The organism is Prolixibacter bellariivorans ATCC BAA-1284 (genome assembly GCF_000621705.1).
Taxonomy (GTDB): Bacteria; Bacteroidota; Bacteroidia; order Bacteroidales; family Prolixibacteraceae; genus Prolixibacter; species Prolixibacter bellariivorans.
This window is the reverse complement of record NZ_JHXO01000001.1, coordinates 651,781-670,442: the sequence shown is the minus strand read 5'-3', so window position 1 is coordinate 670,442 and position 18,662 is coordinate 651,781. Positions and strand designations below refer to the sequence as shown.

Here is an 18,662-nt window from a genome sequence, read left to right as displayed (position 1 = left end):
GTCCTAACTTTATTCCCCAAACCGGGAAGAAATGAAAACAACAGCACCGACAACCCTCGCAGAATGGAGGCAATGGCTAAAGGACAACCATGCTGATGAAAAAGAAGTCTGGCTGATATACCATAAGAAACATACCGGCAAGCGTTCCGTCTCTTACGAAGATTCCGTTCAGGAGGCACTTTGCTGGGGTTGGATTGACAGCTTGATTAAACGATTAGATGACGATCGCTATGCCCGGAAATTCACGCCAAGAAAGCCGGATAGTCAATGGTCGGTAACCAATATCAAGCGAATTCAGTTACTCAAATCAGCAAAACGGCTAGAACCGGCAGGTATCGCTGTTATTCCTGAGAACGTAATGAAAGGGGAAATTCCAATGCAGGAATTAAACACAGAAATGAGCGCTGAATTTCGGGAGGCGCTTTCAGAAAATGCCATTGCCCTGAAGCATTTTGAACAGTTGACAGGCAAGCAAAAAGACCTTTACATCCGTTGGATTGCTTCCGGGAAGCAAAGCACTACACGGCAAAAAAGAGCAACCGAAGCAATTAACTTGCTAACAAAAGGTAAAAAACTGGGAATGAAATGAATCTTCTGTGACGCGTTTTTCGTAAATTGGATAAAACGATTAAACGTAACCCCGATGCGTGTCTTTCTCTACATAGCAGGATACTTCCTGATGCTGCTCGCATTAGTAGCAGCATTATTGTTTTTATCTGTTTGCCTCGAAAGAATACACCTCAGCAAAGCCATGATTGCAACCCTGCTTTTTGTTGCCCTCTTCTTCTCTGATCACGGACTATATTTGATTAATCGTGAGCGTCGCTTCCGAGACTAAACCCATTATTCAAACCGCGTCCCTTTTCATTATCTTCAATATTCCTGTTTTCCATACAATAACGCCCTCGTGCGTTTCGGATAATATTATCCCTTTTTCTCATTTCCCGATTAAACCAATCATCCTTTTCGTCATCCAAGGATGACATGATGCAAATTACACTTACAGGAAGACGATATTCTATGAAAAAAATATTACTCATCGGTTTGTTAATTTCAGGGTTAACCTTTCAATTATATGCACAACCAGCACCGGCTCCAGGGATTGCAGGAAAATCAGCTGTGGCCTCTCCGGGGATTGTCAAGGGAAAAATTGTCGAAGCAGGCACCAGTACCCCTATGGAGTATGCTAACGTAGTTATCTATTCGACCCGCGATTCCTCAATTGTCGGTGGCATCATGACCGAAGCTGACGGCTCATTCCAGATTAAAAATGTCCCGCCAGGGAAATACTATCTTCAGGCAAACTTTATTGGATTTGAAAAACATACCTTACCAGGAATCAACATTAACCGTTCACGTTCGGTAGCCAATATCGGGACACTGGAACTAAAACCCGCCACAAAAGAACTGAAAGGTGTAGATGTGGTTGCTGACAAAGCCCGGGTAGAATTTAAACTGGACCGGCGTGTGGTAAATGTTAGTCAGGAAATCAGTGCTGCCGGAGGTTCGGCTGTCGATGCCCTGGCCAATACGCCAGCGGTAGATGTGGATATCGAAGGAAATGTTTCGGTTCGCGGAAGCTCCGATTTCACAGTACTCATCGATGGTAAACCCAGTGTATTGGAAGGAAGCGATGCATTGAAACAGATTCCGGCGAGCGATATTGCGAACATCGAGGTTATCACTAACCCTTCGGCAAAGTATGATCCAGATGGAGTCTCAGGAATCATCAACGTAGTAATGAAAAAACACATCAAAGGTTCCTTTGGAGGAGTCGCCAATTTTAGTACAAGTAACACGCATAAAAACCGGGGAGATTTGACGCTCAACTACCGCAGCAACAAATTGACATTGCTGTTGGGAGGAGATTTTCAGGATATGGTTTATAGCGGAGAAAGAAAAGTCAATCAGGAATTTTACAACGGCGATACCACCACCGTCTTGAATACAGTTGGCAACATGGATCGCGTTAGAAAAGGGAAAGGTTTACGAGGCGGAATCGATTACCGCATCTCTGACAACACAACCCTGAGTGCAAGTGGGCGTTTGGGCGAATATACTTTTCAGCGAAACAGCCTTTCCACGCAACACACCTACGATAATTTCGGTAAAGACGAATATATATACGAAGACAATACATCGGCCCGAAAGGGGAATTACTGGAGTTCCGACTTCACATACAGTCATAACTTTGCGAAAAAGGGGCACCAGATTATTGCCACATTTTATGCAAGTGGCCGGAAAGGTCCCGATAACGAGTATCAGATTCGTTACCCCAGCAATGCAAACGGTAATCCCATCGATCAAGACCCTGATAAAATCCGGACGGTGGAATCGTCGAATGACAATGAGTACCGAATTAATTCGGATTATACATTGCCGGTAAATGATCAAAATAAACTGGAAGCGGGCTATCAGGGACGGATTAACCGGGAGTCGGAAGACTATCTGTTCGAAAACTTTGATTACACATCCAGCAACTGGGTCAACAACCCCAATTTCAGCAGCGCATTCGATTTTAGTCGCGATATTCACGCCCTATATGCTATCTGGTCGCACTCCACCAATTCTTTTTCCTGGCAAACAGGATTAAGAGCGGAATACACCAAGCGCAGAATGGACCACACAACTTCTTCTGCCCCGTATATCATTGACCGAATTGATTGGTTTCCATCCGTTCATATTTCTCAAAAATTTGGACGTGATATTGAACTTCAGTCGAGCTATAGTCGTCGTATCAGCCGTCCAAGGGGCTGGGATCTCGAACCCTTTCCTTCCTATATGGACCCCTATAACATTCGTGTGGGGAATCCAGCATTGGAGCCCGAATACACCGATTCATATGAATTGTCGGTATTGAAGCGCATAAAGAAGTCATTTATCTCGCTGGAAGGATACTACCGTCGGACCAACAACCTGATAACCCGAATCCAGGAATTGCGCAGTGATGGGATCATCTATCACACCAGAGAGAACCTCAATCGGGACCATTCACTCGGAAGTGAATTGATGGCAAACCTGGAACTTTATCCGTGGTTGCGACTGATTGCCAGCGGTACGCTTTTTTATTACAAATTGGAGGGAAGTATTAACGGAGAGAGTGTTGATAGAAACAGTACGAACTTTAATTCCCGGTTTACCGCAGATGTCAAGTTTTCACCGACAACCCGATTTCAGTTGATGTCGGTTTACAGGGGACCCTCTGTGTCCGCCCAGGGCGAGTACAAAGGCATGATGTTCGCCAATGCATCGCTGAAACAGGAACTGTTCGACAAAAAGCTAACGGCCACATTACAGGTCCGCGATATTTTCGGTACCATGAAGCGAAGCGGAACGTCGTATGGCGACGGCTTCAAAACCGATTTTGAATTTAGAAGAGAACCCCGGGTATTTCAGCTAACGCTGAGCTACATTATTAATAACTATAAGTCCAAATCCCGCAATGGAAATAATTCAGCACCTGCCGATGATGATCAGGGTAGCGAATACTAAATTGTAAAACAAACATATTCCACCAAGGGCATCCTTATTCAAAGGCGCCCTTTTCTTTTATTCATTTTAAGCCGCTAAAAATTTAGAAACTGTCTAAACAACAATAAGCCTGACCGCAAATCCTTTCAAACATTCGGCAAGCATCGCATCTTCCTTCCAAAAACAACGCAAAGCCTGTTAAATTAGGACAACATGGACGCTCCCACTTTTGAAAATCCATGAATTAAAAATTATATTTAGAGACCAATATCCGACTTCATACTAAAACTAATTAAAATGAACAAAGCTAAAAAGAACCAAAGCAACGTTTCCCGACGTGCTTTTCTCGGCACGTCTGCAGCGGCCGCTGCAGGATTTACCATTCTTCCAAGTAATACCATTGCCGGATTAGGGCACAAAGCTCCCAGCGACAAACTGAACATTGCCGGAATCGGTGTGGGTGGAATGGGGCGTACCAACCTGAAGAATATGAGTACGGAAAATATTGTTGCGCTGGCCGATGTTGACTGGAAATATGCCGGCAAAACCTTCAACGACTATCCCAATGCTGTACGTTATAAGGATTTCCGTGAGTTACTGGACAAGCAGAAGGATATTGATGCTGTATTGGTAGCCACACCCGATCATGTGCACGCACTGGCAGCCTATTCCGCTATGAAGCAGGGTAAGCATGTGTATGTTCAAAAGCCTCTGACTCATTCTGTATACGAATCACGCCTGCTGACCAATACAGCTAACGAAATGGGCGTTGCCACCCAGATGGGAAACCAGGGAAACTCAGGTGACGGCATTCGTGATATTTGCGAATGGATTTGGGCCGGAACCATCGGCGAAATCAAAGAAGTACATGCATGGACCAACCGTCCGATTTGGCCGCAAGGACTTGAGCGTCCCACAGAAAAAGTTCGCGTACCCAGAACCCTCGATTGGGATCTCTTCCTCGGCCCGGCAGCTTACCGTCCGTATAACCCCATTTACACACCTTGGAACTGGCGTGGATGGTGGGATTTCGGAACAGGTGCCTTGGGCGATATGGCCTGTCATATACTCGATCCCGTGTTCAAAGCACTCAAACTGAAATATCCGACTGCCGTAGAAGGTAGTTCCACTCAGATTAATACTGAATCAGCTCCCGAAGCACAAAAAGTAACCTATTGGTTCCCCGAAAGGGATAATCTACCCAAAGTGGCTATGCCGGCAGTAAAAGTAACCTGGTACGACGGTGGTTTACTCCCGGAACGTCCGGAAGAGCTGGTTGACGGTGAAATGATGGGTGACTGGGGCGGAGGCGTCATCTTTGTTGGTTCGAAAGGAAAAATTATGTGCGGTACCTACGCCCGTAATCCGCAGTTGCTTCCAACAACGAAAATGGAAGACTTCAAACGCCCGGCAGAAACGCTGCGTCGTATCCCAAAAGCCATGGAAGGTGGTCATGAACAAGACTGGATTCGTGCCTGTAAGGAAGACAAGAGCAACCGCATGGAAGCTTCTTCTAATTTCGATTATTCCGGTCCATTGAACGAAATGGTCGTCATGGGGGTACTGGCGGTTCGCTTGCAGGATCTGAAACGTCGCCTGTTGTGGGATGGCGCCAACATGCAGTTCACGAACATTGGCGACAACGATCAGATTCGTGTGGTAACCTCTGATAAGTTTGAGGTAGTAGACGGTGATCCGAAATTTGACACCAAGTACGACACCATGAATGCCAAAAAAGCGGCAGAAGAGTGGATTCGCCACCATTATCGCGAAGGTTGGCAACAAATTTAAATAAGCAATAGATCCATTTTTATAGAAGCGGTTGTCTCAAAAATGAGGCAGCCGCTCTTTTTTGTATCAAATACAATATAAAATCTTTGTAGATACGGGTAAATAAAAATAAATTTAGAAATCCTATTTATAACCAATTAATTAACCAGATTTATGGATCGAAAGAATAATGTCTCCCGTCGGAGATTTCTGGGAACATCCGCTGCAGCTGCTGCAGGGATTACCATCCTTCCCTCGAACACCATCGCTGGACTTGGTCACAAAGCACCAAGCGATAAACTGAACATTGCTGCTGTAGGAATTGGCGGAATGGGGTTTGCCAACCTGAAAAATATGGAAACCGAGAATATTGTAGCTCTTTGTGATGTCGATTGGGGTTACAGCAAACGTGTTTTCGAGCACTATCCTAACGCTAAAAAGTACAAAGACTGGCGCAAGATGTACGATGAAATGGGCGATCAGTTCGATGCTGTTCTGGTTGCCACTGCCGACCATTCACATGCTGCCGCTGCTGCTCATGCCATGACGCTAGGCAAACACGTTTATGTGCAGAAGCCGTTGACACACTCCGTATATGAATCACGGTTGCTGACCAAACTGGCCGATAAATACCAGGTGGCTACCCAAATGGGAAACCAGGGCTCATCAGGCGAAGGCGTTCGCCAGGCCTGCGAATGGATGTGGAACGGAGAAATTGGTGATATTACCAAAGTCGAAGCTTTCACGGATCGTCCGATTTGGCCACAAGGCCTGAACCGTCCCAAAGAGGTAATGCCTGTTCCGGATACACTGGACTGGGATCTTTTTATCGGGCCGGCTGCCTTCCGGGAATATAATCCGATTTACACGCCATGGAACTGGCGTGGATGGTGGGATTTCGGAACAGGTGCATTAGGCGATATGGCCTGTCATGTTTTGCACCCGGTATTTATGGGGCTGAAACTCGGATATCCGACAAAAGCACAGGGAAGTTCCACACTGTTGTTAACTGATTGCGCGCCGAATGCGCAAATGGTCAACCTGACATTCCCCGAAAGGGAAAAACAAAAGGGTGTAAAAATGAATCTCCCGGAAGTAGACGTTACCTGGTACGACGGAGGTCTTCAGCCCAAAAAACCAGAAGGCTGGCCAGCAGGCAAGAACATGAATGATGCCGGTGGCGGTGTGATTTTCCACGGAACCAAAGACAAGCTGATTTGTGGTTGTTACGGAAAAGACCCGTGGTTGCTTTCAGGAAGAACTCCGAATGTTCCAAAAACGCTTCGCAGGGTTGAAAATGCCATGCAAGGTGGTCACGAACAGGATTGGATTCGGGCCTGCAAGGAAAGTCCCGAAAACCGGGTTCAACCGGCCTCACCGTTCAGCGAAGCAGGACCATTCAACGAAATGGTTGTGATGGGTGTACTTGCCGTTCGCTTGCAGGGACTAAACAAGGAACTGGAATGGGATGGTGCCAACATGCAGTTCACCAATATTACGGATGACGAAAATCTCCGGATTTGTGTCGAAGATGCTTTCTCGATTAAGGATGGCGACCCGACATTTAATAAAGTCTGGACCGATCCGATGAATGCTAAAGCATTTTCCAATGAATTGATTAAGCATACTTATCGTGAAGGTTTTACTTTACCAGATATGCCGGCTTAATCTGCATTGATTGATTTATAGGTTATGGAAAGGAAAGGGGTGACCAATATGGTTACCCCTTTCTCGTTTTAGGCAATCTGGCTATTACTACTACTTAGTTTCTTTCGATTGAAATTCAAATTCCTGCACTTTCTCATCCTTCGGAACTTTGCGGATAATGGTAATCTTCTCCTGTCCGTTACTCAGCTTTTTCCGCTGGTAAGAAATGACATTCTTATCGCTTGAATCGAAGGAATACCGGTCGAAATGAAAACCATGCATCATCACTTTCGGCGGCATAGGCGGGATTTTGGGAACCGGCGGAATGCTTATTTCCCCATTCCAGACAATGACATCATTATCACTTTTTCCCTTATGTACAATTACTTTCATCGAATCGCCTTCTACTACTTCTATCCGGTATTCGCGCAATGAATCACCCAATGCTTTTTCATGAAACACGCGAATGTGCGATTTGGGCATTTTAGCCTTCATGATAATCATCTCTTTATGCAGGGAATCCAGATTTGCGAATGTGTTCTTCATCGAATCGGCAAAAAATTTCATCTGCACCTTGAATTCCTTTTGTGCCACATCATGCTTTTGCATGAATTTTTCAACCTCCTTTTGGATTTCTTCATCCGACTTTCCGGTGAAAACCGTATCAAGCTTAGCCGTTTTCCCGTTTTCGTCCACCTTGATGGTTACATGACGGGAAACCTCTTTCTTCTGAGGCAGAAATGCTTCTTCCGGCATTGGAGCAGACCCGCTGAAAGTGAACGCAGAAAGAATCAAAACCATGGCTGCTCCTGTAGGTAAAAACATCAATTTCCTTTTCATATTAATGGGTTTTAGTGATTGTCACATTTCGAACTATCTTTCACAGTCAAAATTACGAACAGACTGATGAATAGCCAGTTAATACCTCGTGAAAAACAGTTAAGGAAAAGTTAAAGCCAAATTTCGGCTGCAGATATTGACTATCTTTACAATTATGAACAAGAAGCGATTTATTGGTTTGGTAGTTTTAATGGGAATTTCCCTGCTGGGAATTGTCGCCGTACAGTATTACTGGTTTCATAGTGCAGCACGGGTTCGGAATGAACTTTTCGATCGTTCGGTGAATGAAGCCTTGACCAGTGCATCGAAGCGTTTACAAACGATGCAGGATTACCCGATCGTGAACCAATACTTCTTTAATGATTCATTACACTGGACTCCTAATCCTCCTGTTCCACCGCCTTCCTCACCGTCAAAAGCCAGGACTCACAGCAAGAGCACAAGCAGTTACCAGATTAAGATTAATCCCAGGGTTGATAAAATTGAGAATGAAATACGCGTATTCACCTCAAAGCACGATTCAGTTATAACATTACACCAAACCCATGCAAACGACAGCTTAATCCAATTTTATACGCAAAAAAAAATAGAAAAAAGTATACAGGACAGCAACCTGGCAAGAATTATCGTAAGAGACTCAATGGTATTTCGTCCCGAGTTTGAAAAACGAATTGAGAACAAGGCTAAACAGTTAAAAAACCTTGCCAAACAAATGGTTGTTGAAATTAAGGACTGGCATGCAGGTCGCGAACTGAACATGAAACAGATTCACCATGTGCTGAAAGAGGAATTTGAGCGAAAAGATATTCCTATCGACTTTCATTTTCTGGTGATGGCCAACGACAGCGCAATTGGTGGCGATTTACCCGAAAATGTCATTCCTGAAAAGATGCAGACTTACCAGACCGGGTTGTTCCCTTATGATGTTTTCCGTCAGAATCTGAAACTAACCGTATTTTTTCCTGATAAAGACTCTTTCGTTGGACGTAATATGTTTTGGTTGATGGGCTTGTCGCTACTCTTCACCGTAATCATATTACTGACCTTTACATTAAGCATCTTGTTCATTCTGCGTCAGAAGAAGATTTCGGAGATGAAATCGGACTTCATCAACAACATGACACACGAGTTCAAAACACCTATTGCTACGATTGGTGTAGCAGCCGATTCCATCGTCAACGATAAAGTCATCTCGGAAGCAGAAAAGGTGCGCTATTTCGCCGGAATGATCAAGAAAGAGAACCACCGGATGAATTCGCAGGTGGAAAAGATTCTCCAGATTGCCCGTATGGACCGGAACAACGGCGACTATCACTTCGAAGCAGTTAATGCACACGAGCTGATTGAGAAAGCGATCCAGAGCATTTCCCTGCAAATTGAAAAAAGGAAAGGAAAGATTGAAACGTATCTCGAAGCATCCAATCCGGTAGTCATGACGGATGCAACTCATTTTACCAATGTTATATACAACCTGCTGGACAACGCGGTAAAATATTCATCAGATAAGCCGGAGATTATTTTGCGAACGTCCTCTGTCAGCAAAGGGATTTCCATTACGGTGGAGGACCATGGCATTGGGATGACCCGGGCCGTTCAGGCGAAAATATTCGAACGCTTTTACCGGCAACCAACCGGAAATATTCACAACACCAAAGGATTCGGACTGGGACTGAGCTATGTAAAAGGCGTTATCGATGCCAACAAGGGTACCATTACTGTTCAAAGCGAAGCTGGCAAAGGCAGCCGCTTCGTAATTTTCATTCCTTATACGCTGGAAAATGGATGAGAAAAAACGCATATTTTTTGTCGAAGATGATTTGAGTTTTGGAGCCGTTCTGAAATCCTACCTGGAAATCAACAACTATGAAATAACCTGGGTAGATGATGGCAAGTACGCCGTCGAGAAATTTCACAGCGGCGACTATCAGCTCTGTATTCTCGATGTGATGCTGCCCAACGTCGATGGGTTTTCCATTGGCAAGGAAATACGAACCATTTCTCCAAAAGTGCCCATGATATATTTGACTGCCAAGGCTCTTAAGGAAGACATCCTCAACGGATATAAAATCGGCGCGGACGATTACATTACCAAACCCTTCGACACGGAAGTGTTGCTTTGTAAAATAGAGGCAATATTGAAAAGGGGAACCGATCGAATGACCGATCCGGAGCAGGTGTTAGCTGTTGGCCGGTACCTTTTCGATCCGCATTTAAGAACGATCGAACTCAATGGAGATATTCGCCAGCTATCGCCCAAGGAAGCAGCTTTGTTGCATCTGCTTTGCGAACACAAAAATCAGCTTCTGCCAAGAGAGGTGGCGCTAAAACGAATTTGGGGCGAAGATGGATATTTCACTACACGAAGTATGGATGTATTCATAACAAAACTAAGGAAATACCTAAAAGATGATCCGGCCATCGAGATCAAAAACATTCACGGAAGTGGGTTTATAATAACGGATGAATAGGGATTTCTTTTTCTAAAAATACATTACCTTTATTCCAGCGTTTTATGCTATTCTATCAATATTAATCATTCGTCACGTTACGTGTAATTAGTCGGATTTAATATCATAAAACATGGAAAACGCCGAAAACGAAAAAGCTTTAACAGAAGCCATAACTGCCTGCACAAACGAAGATGGTTGGGCAAATTTGGCAGAAATCGGAGGAGCACTGAGGGAGAAAGGCATTAAGTATGGCAAATTGTCCAAGTTCATTTCCCGGTTCCCCGAATTAGTTGAAACCCGTATTGATGAAAGCCGGCAACCACCTGTGGCTTATGCCAGGCTGATAAATCAAACGTAAAAAAAGCAAACCCGACTGACGTCAGCCGGGTTTGTTTTTCTCTTCCATTTTATTTGTGGCATTTTTTTCAAAAAACCAACTCAGCAACAAAATCAATTTGCTTGTGTTCCTTCTGATTCATCGTATTCCGAGATGATACCACCGGTGATCCGCATCAACGATACATTTGATTCAATCAGATTGTAGATGGCCTGCAACTGACGCAATGCCGCATTTGCATAAATCAACTGCACATCACGATAGTTAAATGAATTGATGGCTCCGTTACGGAATTTTTCTCCGGCAATCTGCATATTCAGTTTCGCCGCGTCAAGCGCTTCATTCGCAACAATCATCAACTCATTCCGGACATTGTAGTATTCATACAAATTGAGCAACTGATTTTCCAGCGTATGCTTGAGCGACTCAATATCAATCTGCCCCAAATCCTGGTTGATTTTGGCAATCTGCAATGCCCGGTGACGCACACCGCCGCTATACAGGTTGTAACTCAGCGTCAGGTTTCCATAATAGTTCCATGAATCAGAAGTAACTTCTCCCCGCGTATTGTAATTCATGCGGTTATGTGTTCCCTCAATTCCGCTGTTGAGTGATAACTTCGGAAAATAACCTGCTTTGGAAAACGACACTTCGTGTTCCAGCAATCGTTGATTCAAAAACTGGTTCTTCAGGGTACTGTTGTCACTCACCATTTTTTCCTCCAAATCGCCCAGTTTGTAGGCTTTTGTTGCTGGTTCAAACTCATCCGTCAGTTCCCAGCTTTTCTGCGCTTCCAGCCCCATCAGGTAATTTAAATCGCGTAAAGCGCTGCGATATGCTACTTCCTGGCTCATGTAATTGGCCTTATCGACCAGGTACGCGTTTTGCGCCTGCAATACATCGAAAGTGACCGAACTACCTATTTCCTGCTTCGTTTTCTCATAAGTATACCGGTCCTCCGAAAGCTGCATCACACTTTTCAGCACATTCAACTGGTTACGGGCCAACAGAACTCTGTAATATCCTAAAATAACCGACTGAATGGTGCCTTCGACCACAACAGCTGTATTTCCGGCCGACAACTGTTCCAAATCACCCAATCGTGCTTTGGAAATATTGACCGTGAATCCATTGAAAAGAACCCAATTGAGCGAAACACCCCCACTGAGCATATTTTGTGTATAATCGTCCTGCTCGTTATTATCCTTCTTATTGATGGAATTCGCACTTAAACTAACGGTCGGATATCGTCCGGCGGTTCCCCAGCGATTGCGCAATGCTGCAATCTGCTGGTCTCCTTTCACCAAACGGATATCGTAGTTCTTCTCCAATGCAATCTGGATGGCGCTGGTCAGGCTCAATGAATCCTGTGCCGGCAATAGTTGCGGAAGCAGGAGCATAATCAGTAAAACGACCATGTATTTATGTAAGATAATCTTCATGATAATACCTCAAACTAATTAATGATTACTCCAAATCGAGATCGCTGACCACTTTATTTACTTCGGGTTCTCCGTCTTCCCCATCAATACGCCGCAAACTGTGAATGATGGCAATTTCCACTTCTTCACGTTCGGGTTTCACACCATTCCATAAATGATAGCGAGCTACCCGGATATCGTTCAAAACGAGAATTAAAGCCGGAAAGAAAATCAGAATAAAGAATGTTCCAATCGCAACACCATAAGCCAGAGAAATAGCCATAGGAATCAGGAACTGAGCCTGGAAACTCTTCTCGAGAATCAGCGGATACAACCCCACCGTGGTGGTAATCGTCGTCAGTAAGATGGGACGCAATCTTGATTTACCAGCCTCAATTATGGCTTCCTTAACGGGAAGTTTTTGCAACAACAAATCGTTATACCTCGAAAGAAATACGACCGCATCGTTGATGATGACTCCGGACAAGGCAACCATTCCCCACATGGATAACATGGAAACCGGCTTTCCGACAATTCCATGTCCCCAAACTGCACCGAGCAGCGACATCGGAATCATCGCCAAGACCAGAATCGGTTGTTCGAAAGACTTAAAGTGAATCATCAGAATCATGACAATAATGAAAAAGGCGATTCCGTAATAGAGGAAGATGACCTGCATCGCCTCTCGTCCTTCGCGTTGCTGTCCCTGTGCAACCATTCTCACACCCGGGAACTTTACCTGCAGCTCTGGAAGAACCTCGGTTTCCACCTGATTCAGAACATCAGTTACCGATGCATTGCGATCTACCACATCCGCTTCGACACGAATTTCACGCATGCCGTTGTAGCGTTTGATAGCAACCGGTCCCCTTTCCAATTTATAAGTAGCCAGTTCATTCAACGGATATTCCCCCTGAGAGGTCATGATCTTCATGTTTTCCAATTGTCCAATCGTCTCTCTGTCTTTTCTGGGGAAACGCACCCAAACACGCAATTCATCACGGCCTTCCTGAAGCCGTTGCGCCTGGCCACCATAAAATCCCTGACGAACCTGGTTAGCAATCGTCGCCTCGTTTAGACCCAGCAAATAAGCTTTTGGCTTCAATTTCAGCTGTATCTCCTGTTTTCCCATGGCATTGTTATCAACAATATCCTTGAGCTGTGGCATATCACCCAGCTTCTTGAACATGAAATCGCGGGCTTGGCCCAGCTCTTCAATGTTCCTTCCAAGCAAGGACAGCGAAACCGGTTTTCCGAACATAACCCTTCCGGCGACGGTCAGCTTCTCTGCTTCAGGAACCTTCCCTATTTTATCCCGGACACGGTTAATAATTTCATAGGAACTGATTCCGGTACCTTCCAGGTTCCTCGGGAACACCGATACCTGGCCGGCATGTGAGCCACTTTCCAACCCGTCGAATGCTGAGCCCAGATTGACGAAGGTATGATCGATAAAAGTATGAGCTGTATCAATTTTGTTTCCTGTCAGTTTACTCCACAAGGTCGGTTTGATATCATCAAAAGCATGAGGGTATTCTTTTATCATGTCAGCGTTGACTTCCCACACAGCTTTTTCAAACTTATTTAAATAGGCCATCGTTTGTCTTTCACCCGAACCCGGTGTAAACGCGATATTTATCTCGAAACTATCGAACTCCATGGATGGAAAAATGGTAGTCCTGATTTTTCCTGAACCAAGTAACCCCATGGTAATCATAAAAAAGGCAATGGGTAAGCCCAACATGAGGTACCGATAATGCAAAATCCATTTCAATGCCCGCTGGTATAATCTATCGCGTAGCCAGCGAATCGCATTTTCCAGATATTTCTTAAGACCACGGCTTTCGTTCTTAATTGCTCTGGGGTTTAAAACCCGGGGATTGGAAAGGTGTGCTGGTAAGACGAAAAATGCCTCGAATAATGAGAATAAAAGACTCAATATAACGATTATGGCCATCTCCCGCATCCGCTCCATCTGATTTTTCAAGAAAAGGAGCGGCATAAATGCCACAATGGTAGTGGATACCGAAGTTACTACCGCAGGCACAACTTCCATCGTTCCATCAACAGCTGCTCTCATGGGAGACTTCCCCCGTTCGAAATGCTGATAGATATTCTCTCCAATCACAATTCCATCGTCCACCAGAATACCGATAACCAGGATCATCCCGAAAAGGGAAATCATATTCAACGTTATACCAATTTGATTGGCGACGATAAACATCGCCAGGAAGGAAGAAGGAATTCCCCAGGCTACCCACAACGACAACCGGAAATTGAGAAACAAAGCGAGCGAAATGATCACCATAATCAGTCCGGTCATCCCGTTAAAAAGCAAAAGGTCCAAACGGCTCATGAGCAGATCCAGAAAGGAAAACTCGACCGACATTTCTACGCCGTTGTTTTGGGCATTGAAACTTTTGGCATAATTCTCACAATATGCCGTAATCTCCTCAAGGTCTTCTGAATTCAGTTTACTGACCCGTAGCGAAACAACCGGTTTTCCTTTCTTAAATGAGCGTCGTGGAACATCGGCAAATTGTTTTTTCACATTAGCCACATCGCGAATACGGATATAACCTCCGTCCGCTGTTCCCCGTAAAATAATATCCCCGATTTTATCAGGGTCGGCACTTCGCGAACGTAACCGAATCAGAATATCTTCGTCTTCGGAACGGATTTGTCCTCCGGATACATCACGGTTATTGGCCGAAATCGCTTGCATAATTTGGTCGATGGTAATGCCGTAACGCACAAGGTTCTCCTCATCCACCTCCACAGAGATCTCCGGTGAAGGATATCCGGCAAGCGAAACCTGACTGATAATACCCGAGTTCAGAAAATCTTCCTCCACCCGTTGCCCGTATTCCTTTAGAGTCATTAAATCGACATCGCCCGAAAGGGACATAAACAGGGCCATACTGGTGGTCCGCTGTTTATAAACAATGGGACGCTCAGCCGCCGTTGGAAAAGATGAAATACCGTCTACAGCGTTTTTCACCTCCATCAACGTTTCATCGATATCATATTCCCCTGTCGTTTCAATACGCACATTGGTCATATTTTCCGACGAGGTAGAAGTTGTTTCCTTAATACCAACAATTCCCCTGATGGCCTCCTCAATACGGGTAGTTACACCCTCTTCCATTTCCAGCGGCGAAGCTCCGGGATAAAATACTGTAACATAAATATATCGAGACTTCACTTCGGGGAAGAAAGACTTCTTCATGGTCATGATACTAACACCACCGGCTAAAAGAAGTGACGCTATAATCAGATTGGCATAAAACGGAAACTTGACAAATTGTGATACAAGTTTTTTCATGTGCTTACAAGTTAATTAGGCTCACATGAAACTCGCCTTGGGCAATTGTGAAAATGCCTGATGGATTTCCGGTTGGCTCGTTTCAATGAATAGCAGGTTTAGTTATACCGATTTCAGTATCTACCTGATAATCTCTACCTCGGTTTGTTCCTTTGCATTAATTAATGGTTCCATCACGAGTTCAGTTCCCGGCTTTAAACCATTGAACACAATTGTTTCCTCGTTGTATTTGATCAAGTTGATAGGTTCTTTTTTCAGGCGTCCGTCCACTACCGTGAAAACCAAATTGGAATTGAAAACCGCGCTTCGCTGAACCTCCATTGCATTGGGGATTTCCTGTCCTTTAAATTCCACTTCGAGGTATTCGCCGGAAAGGACATCACGTGAATTATCCTGATCAACCTTCACAAAAATGCTTCTAGACTGCGTATTGGACGCGACAAAATCGGCCTTGCGGACCACATGACCATGCCAGCTCTTATTGCGGCTTGTGGAATGAATAATGGCGGAAGAGCCCACTTTGATCCACTCACTCTGGCGGTTCTCGACAGGAACCTCGACCTCCATATTGCTGGTACTAATCATCTTAGCCAATTGCGTACCCATATTCACAAAAGCTCCTACTTCGAAATTCACCTGGGTAAAAGTTCCGTCAAACGGCGCATACAAAGTATACCGTTTCAGGGCCATCTCGTCCTTTTTAATGGAATAGTAATCGCTCAGAATATTACGGCTGGCCAGAAAAACTTTCAGCTGCTCGTTATTTCCGGTAGCGACTTTTGGCAAATCCGGCAAATCCTGATCAAGTTTGACCGAGGAAAAAAACTGATTAAACTGGTCGTAAAAATCCGGATAATCAATCTTAATATCCGGAAGCATATTAGCCAGACTATTCAGGAATTGAGACTTTTTTGCTCTCAGGGACATTTCTGCCTCGTCTTTATAAATATTCAGCAATTTTTGGCCCTTCCGGAAACGAGCTCCTTTCTTCAATGCTATTTCTCCGGGTTCAATTCGTCCCGAAGCTTCAGCAACCAACATCACTTCGTTAGTTGCCAATACACGTCCCGGCGCTGTCACCGAAGCAGTAACCGTATGGTAGGCGACAGGTTTAGCCTTCACAAATCGTTTGACCACTTCTTCCGCTTTTCTGGGAGGTTCAGGTTTCATCCCCACCAGTACTTGCATAAGGACAAACGAAAAACCCAGAAGTACAATCAGGCCAACGCTTACAATAATTATTCTTCTCTTCGACATGGTTAATTTGATTATGAGGAATTTAAATCAGTTATCGTTGTTAGTTTTCAATCGTATGGAAAAACAAGCAGCCAATTCGGCACTTACACATCAGTATTGCCTGCCCCTTCTCAGTTACAGACACAAACGAAAATGACTTCCGAAAGCCGTCAAACAGCTCGAAATCATTGAAAAAGAAAAATATGCTGAGAAGTAGATTTCGTGCGACCGGATATTTGGAAAAGCAAGTCGACCACTCTATCTCCATCATTAACAAGCTATAGCAACAAAGCGTTCTCTCCTTTTTCGATTAACAATTTGCTGCGATGCTAGTAAGAGGCGAATTACCACATTTTTGGTTCAGTTAAGTTATACGACATACAAATGTATACGTTATTTACAAACCAGAAAATTATTGATGATTGCCACAAAACCAGATCCTTCGTTCGTCTTAACTGTTGATTAAATGAAGAGATCTTGTTTTTTACTCCCTCATTGGACACAAAAGACAGACAGAGGTTTAAAACTGTTTCAGAAATGTTATTTTTGTCGGGCATTGATTTGGATGACTTTAAAGCAATTGCATGAAGACCCTTGATTTTGATTTTATAATTATTGGCAGTGGACTGGCCGGATTGGTTGCGGCCTATCATGCCGCTGACCATGGAAGTGTCGCTTTAATCTCCAAATCAGAGCTGGATGTGAGCAACTCGTATCATGCCCAGGGAGGAATCGCCGTAGCCATTGACAAAGACGACCATCCGGAAAATCACTTTCAAGACACCCTCATAGCGGGCCGGGGTCTTTGCGATCACGATGCTGTTGACATTTTAGTCAGGGAAGGACAGGAGTGCATTCAGGAAATCATTTCTTGTGGGATGGAGTTCGATAGAGATGAAAATGGTGAGTTATTTCTCGGTCTGGAAGGCGGTCACACTCATCGTCGTATACTACATGCCGGTGGTGATGCAACCGGAAAGATGATGACCAGCTTCATGCTGAAAAAAGTTCTCGAAAAGAAGAATATCTCAACATTTGAGTATACTGCAGCTGTCCGCATTTTGGTCCACGAAGGTCATTGTTACGGAGTTCAGGCTCTTCAATTCATGAGTGGAGAAAACATCCTCTTCAAAGGAAGGGCCACGGTTATGGCCACAGGCGGACTATCCCGCCTTTATACCCGTTCAACCAATCCGCATACTGCCACCGGCGACGGAGTAGCACTGGCATGGCGCGCCGGCGTACAAATGGCCGATATGGAATTTATCCAGTTCCATCCTTCTGCTTTATCCCTTCCGGGAGAAGATGCGTTTTTGGTTAGTGAAGCAGTTCGTGGTGAGGGTGCCAGGTTGCTCGATGTGAATGGTGAACGGTTCATGGAAGGTGTTCATCCGATGGCAGAACTGGCTCCCCGCGATGTGGTCGCAGCAGCCATTTTCCGGCAAATGAAAAAAACAGACTCATCCTATGTTTACCTCAGTCTTAAGCACCTCGATGCAGATTACATCCGTAGCAGGTTTCAATCCATCGATGCGCATCTCAGTCGACTGGGAATAGATATGACGCAGGATTTGATTCCGGTAGCACCGGCAGCACATTACATGGTCGGCGGTATTCTTACGGACTTGTGGGGACAAACCAACCTGCCAGGTTTATACGCCTGTGGCGAGGTTGCTTCGACTGGAGTAATGGGGGCAAACCGGTTGGCAAGCAACTCTCTTCTCGAATGTCTCGTCTATGGAAAAAGAGCTATCGAGAAAGCACGAAGAAATTTGCAGGAAACCAAAGAAACGGAAACACCGGCTCCCATATTCCTGAACAAGGAAACGGATGAAGAATTCCTTTCGGTGAAAAATGAGCTGGCGGATTTAATGAATTCGCATGTTGGTATTTTACGTAATCACGAAGGCTTGATCTCTGCATTTGAAGAGGTCAATAAAATATCATTAAGATACAACGCTCCTTCGAATGATTACAACCGTCATAAGATTAAGAATCTGATAGATATTTGCCGGTTAATCATTAACTCGGCACTGCTTCGGAAAGAAAGCAGAGGTGGCCACATTCGTGAAGATCACCCCGAAGAAGTCGCAGAGCAGGCAAAGCACATCATTCAGCAATTAGGAAAAGAAATTCAATACGAACCCGTAAGAATAAAAAAGTGA

General features: G+C 44.6%; 13 protein-coding genes. 9 read left to right on the top strand and 4 right to left on the bottom strand.

The window, feature by feature from the left end:
• Nucleotides 1-31: 31 nt before the first annotated feature.
• The 5 genes from T426_RS22560 to T426_RS0102880 all read left to right on the top strand — a co-directional run bounded on the left by T426_RS22560 (nt 32) and on the right by T426_RS0102880 (nt 6,909).
• Nucleotides 32-589 carry a YdeI/OmpD-associated family protein gene (locus tag T426_RS22560; RefSeq protein ID WP_025863025.1) on the top strand — a complete coding sequence of 186 codons (558 nt, stop codon included), beginning with the start codon at nt 32-34 and terminating at the stop codon, nt 587-589.
• 54 nt (nt 590-643) lie between these two features.
• A complete protein-coding gene (locus T426_RS25680; RefSeq protein WP_148303659.1) occupies nt 644-838 on the top strand; it encodes a hypothetical protein in 195 nt (64 codons plus the stop codon).
• A 182-nt stretch (nt 839-1,020) separates the two neighbouring features.
• Nucleotides 1,021-3,492: a TonB-dependent receptor gene (locus T426_RS0102890; protein ID WP_025863023.1), complete on the top strand. Its 2,472-nt coding sequence runs from the start codon at nt 1,021-1,023 to the stop codon at nt 3,490-3,492.
• Nucleotides 3,493-3,768: 276 nt separating this feature from the next.
• Nucleotides 3,769-5,262 (top strand): Gfo/Idh/MocA family protein, encoded by a 1,494-nt coding sequence (locus T426_RS0102885; protein ID WP_025863022.1) that lies wholly within the window; start codon nt 3,769-3,771, stop codon nt 5,260-5,262.
• A 153-nt stretch (nt 5,263-5,415) separates the two neighbouring features.
• Nucleotides 5,416-6,909 carry a Gfo/Idh/MocA family protein gene (locus tag T426_RS0102880; RefSeq protein WP_027585248.1) on the top strand — a complete coding sequence of 498 codons (1,494 nt, stop codon included), beginning with the start codon at nt 5,416-5,418 and terminating at the stop codon, nt 6,907-6,909.
• 90 nt (nt 6,910-6,999) lie between these two features.
• Here T426_RS0102880 and T426_RS0102875 read toward each other — a convergent pair whose 3' ends face one another.
• The gene (locus T426_RS0102875; protein ID WP_025863021.1) at nt 7,000-7,728 is read right to left on the bottom strand and encodes a hypothetical protein; all 729 of its coding nucleotides are present in this window, start codon (nt 7,726-7,728) and stop codon (nt 7,000-7,002) included.
• Between the two features lie 154 nt (nt 7,729-7,882).
• On the opposite strand from T426_RS0102875, the gene T426_RS22555 reads away from it, so the two are divergent.
• The 3 genes from T426_RS22555 to T426_RS0102860 all read left to right on the top strand — a co-directional run bounded on the left by T426_RS22555 (nt 7,883) and on the right by T426_RS0102860 (nt 10,536).
• Nucleotides 7,883-9,514 carry a sensor histidine kinase gene (locus tag T426_RS22555; RefSeq protein WP_025863020.1) on the top strand — a complete coding sequence of 544 codons (1,632 nt, stop codon included), beginning with the start codon at nt 7,883-7,885 and terminating at the stop codon, nt 9,512-9,514.
• Complete coding sequence (locus tag T426_RS0102865; protein WP_025863019.1) at nt 9,507-10,196, top strand: response regulator transcription factor; 690 nt, start codon at nt 9,507-9,509, stop codon at nt 10,194-10,196. The genes T426_RS22555 and T426_RS0102865 overlap by 8 nt, the downstream gene beginning before the upstream one ends.
• A gap of 112 nt (nt 10,197-10,308) precedes the next feature.
• Nucleotides 10,309-10,536 carry an OST-HTH/LOTUS domain-containing protein gene (locus tag T426_RS0102860; protein ID WP_025863018.1) on the top strand — a complete coding sequence of 76 codons (228 nt, stop codon included), beginning with the start codon at nt 10,309-10,311 and terminating at the stop codon, nt 10,534-10,536.
• Between the two features lie 92 nt (nt 10,537-10,628).
• Here the strand turns inward: T426_RS0102860 and T426_RS22550 are convergent, their stop codons facing one another.
• The 3 genes from T426_RS22550 to T426_RS22540 form a co-directional block, all read right to left on the bottom strand.
• The gene (locus T426_RS22550; RefSeq protein ID WP_025863017.1) at nt 10,629-11,957 is read right to left on the bottom strand and encodes a TolC family protein; all 1,329 of its coding nucleotides are present in this window, start codon (nt 11,955-11,957) and stop codon (nt 10,629-10,631) included.
• Between the two features lie 25 nt (nt 11,958-11,982).
• Nucleotides 11,983-15,261 carry an efflux RND transporter permease subunit gene (locus T426_RS22545; protein ID WP_051568922.1) on the bottom strand — a complete coding sequence of 1,093 codons (3,279 nt, stop codon included), beginning with the start codon at nt 15,259-15,261 and terminating at the stop codon, nt 11,983-11,985.
• 120 nt (nt 15,262-15,381) lie between these two features.
• A complete protein-coding gene (locus T426_RS22540) occupies nt 15,382-16,518 on the bottom strand; it encodes an efflux RND transporter periplasmic adaptor subunit (RefSeq protein WP_051568921.1) in 1,137 nt (378 codons plus the stop codon).
• A 563-nt stretch (nt 16,519-17,081) separates the two neighbouring features.
• Here T426_RS22540 and nadB point away from each other — a divergent pair.
• Nucleotides 17,082-18,662, top strand: a complete 1,581-nt coding sequence (gene nadB / locus T426_RS0102840) for an L-aspartate oxidase (RefSeq protein WP_025863014.1) — start codon at nt 17,082-17,084, stop codon at nt 18,660-18,662.

Coding starts and splice junctions, on each gene's coding strand:
- T426_RS0102890 (WP_025863023.1), top strand. CDS start 1,021: ATGAAAAAAATATTACTCATCGGTTTGTTAATTTCAGGGTTAACCTTT.
- nadB (WP_025863014.1), top strand. CDS start 17,082: ATGAAGACCCTTGATTTTGATTTTATAATTATTGGCAGTGGACTGGCC.
- T426_RS0102880 (WP_027585248.1), top strand. CDS start 5,416: ATGGATCGAAAGAATAATGTCTCCCGTCGGAGATTTCTGGGAACATCC.
- T426_RS22540 (WP_051568921.1), bottom strand. CDS start 16,518: ATGTCGAAGAGAAGAATAATTATTGTAAGCGTTGGCCTGATTGTACTT.
- T426_RS22545 (WP_051568922.1), bottom strand. CDS start 15,261: ATGAAAAAACTTGTATCACAATTTGTCAAGTTTCCGTTTTATGCCAAT.
- T426_RS22550 (WP_025863017.1), bottom strand. CDS start 11,957: ATGAAGATTATCTTACATAAATACATGGTCGTTTTACTGATTATGCTC.
- T426_RS0102885 (WP_025863022.1), top strand. CDS start 3,769: ATGAACAAAGCTAAAAAGAACCAAAGCAACGTTTCCCGACGTGCTTTT.
- T426_RS0102860 (WP_025863018.1), top strand. CDS start 10,309: ATGGAAAACGCCGAAAACGAAAAAGCTTTAACAGAAGCCATAACTGCC.
- T426_RS22555 (WP_025863020.1), top strand. CDS start 7,883: ATGAACAAGAAGCGATTTATTGGTTTGGTAGTTTTAATGGGAATTTCC.
- T426_RS0102875 (WP_025863021.1), bottom strand. CDS start 7,728: ATGAAAAGGAAATTGATGTTTTTACCTACAGGAGCAGCCATGGTTTTG.
- T426_RS25680 (WP_148303659.1), top strand. CDS start 644: ATGCGTGTCTTTCTCTACATAGCAGGATACTTCCTGATGCTGCTCGCA.
- T426_RS22560 (WP_025863025.1), top strand. CDS start 32: ATGAAAACAACAGCACCGACAACCCTCGCAGAATGGAGGCAATGGCTA.
- T426_RS0102865 (WP_025863019.1), top strand. CDS start 9,507: ATGGATGAGAAAAAACGCATATTTTTTGTCGAAGATGATTTGAGTTTT.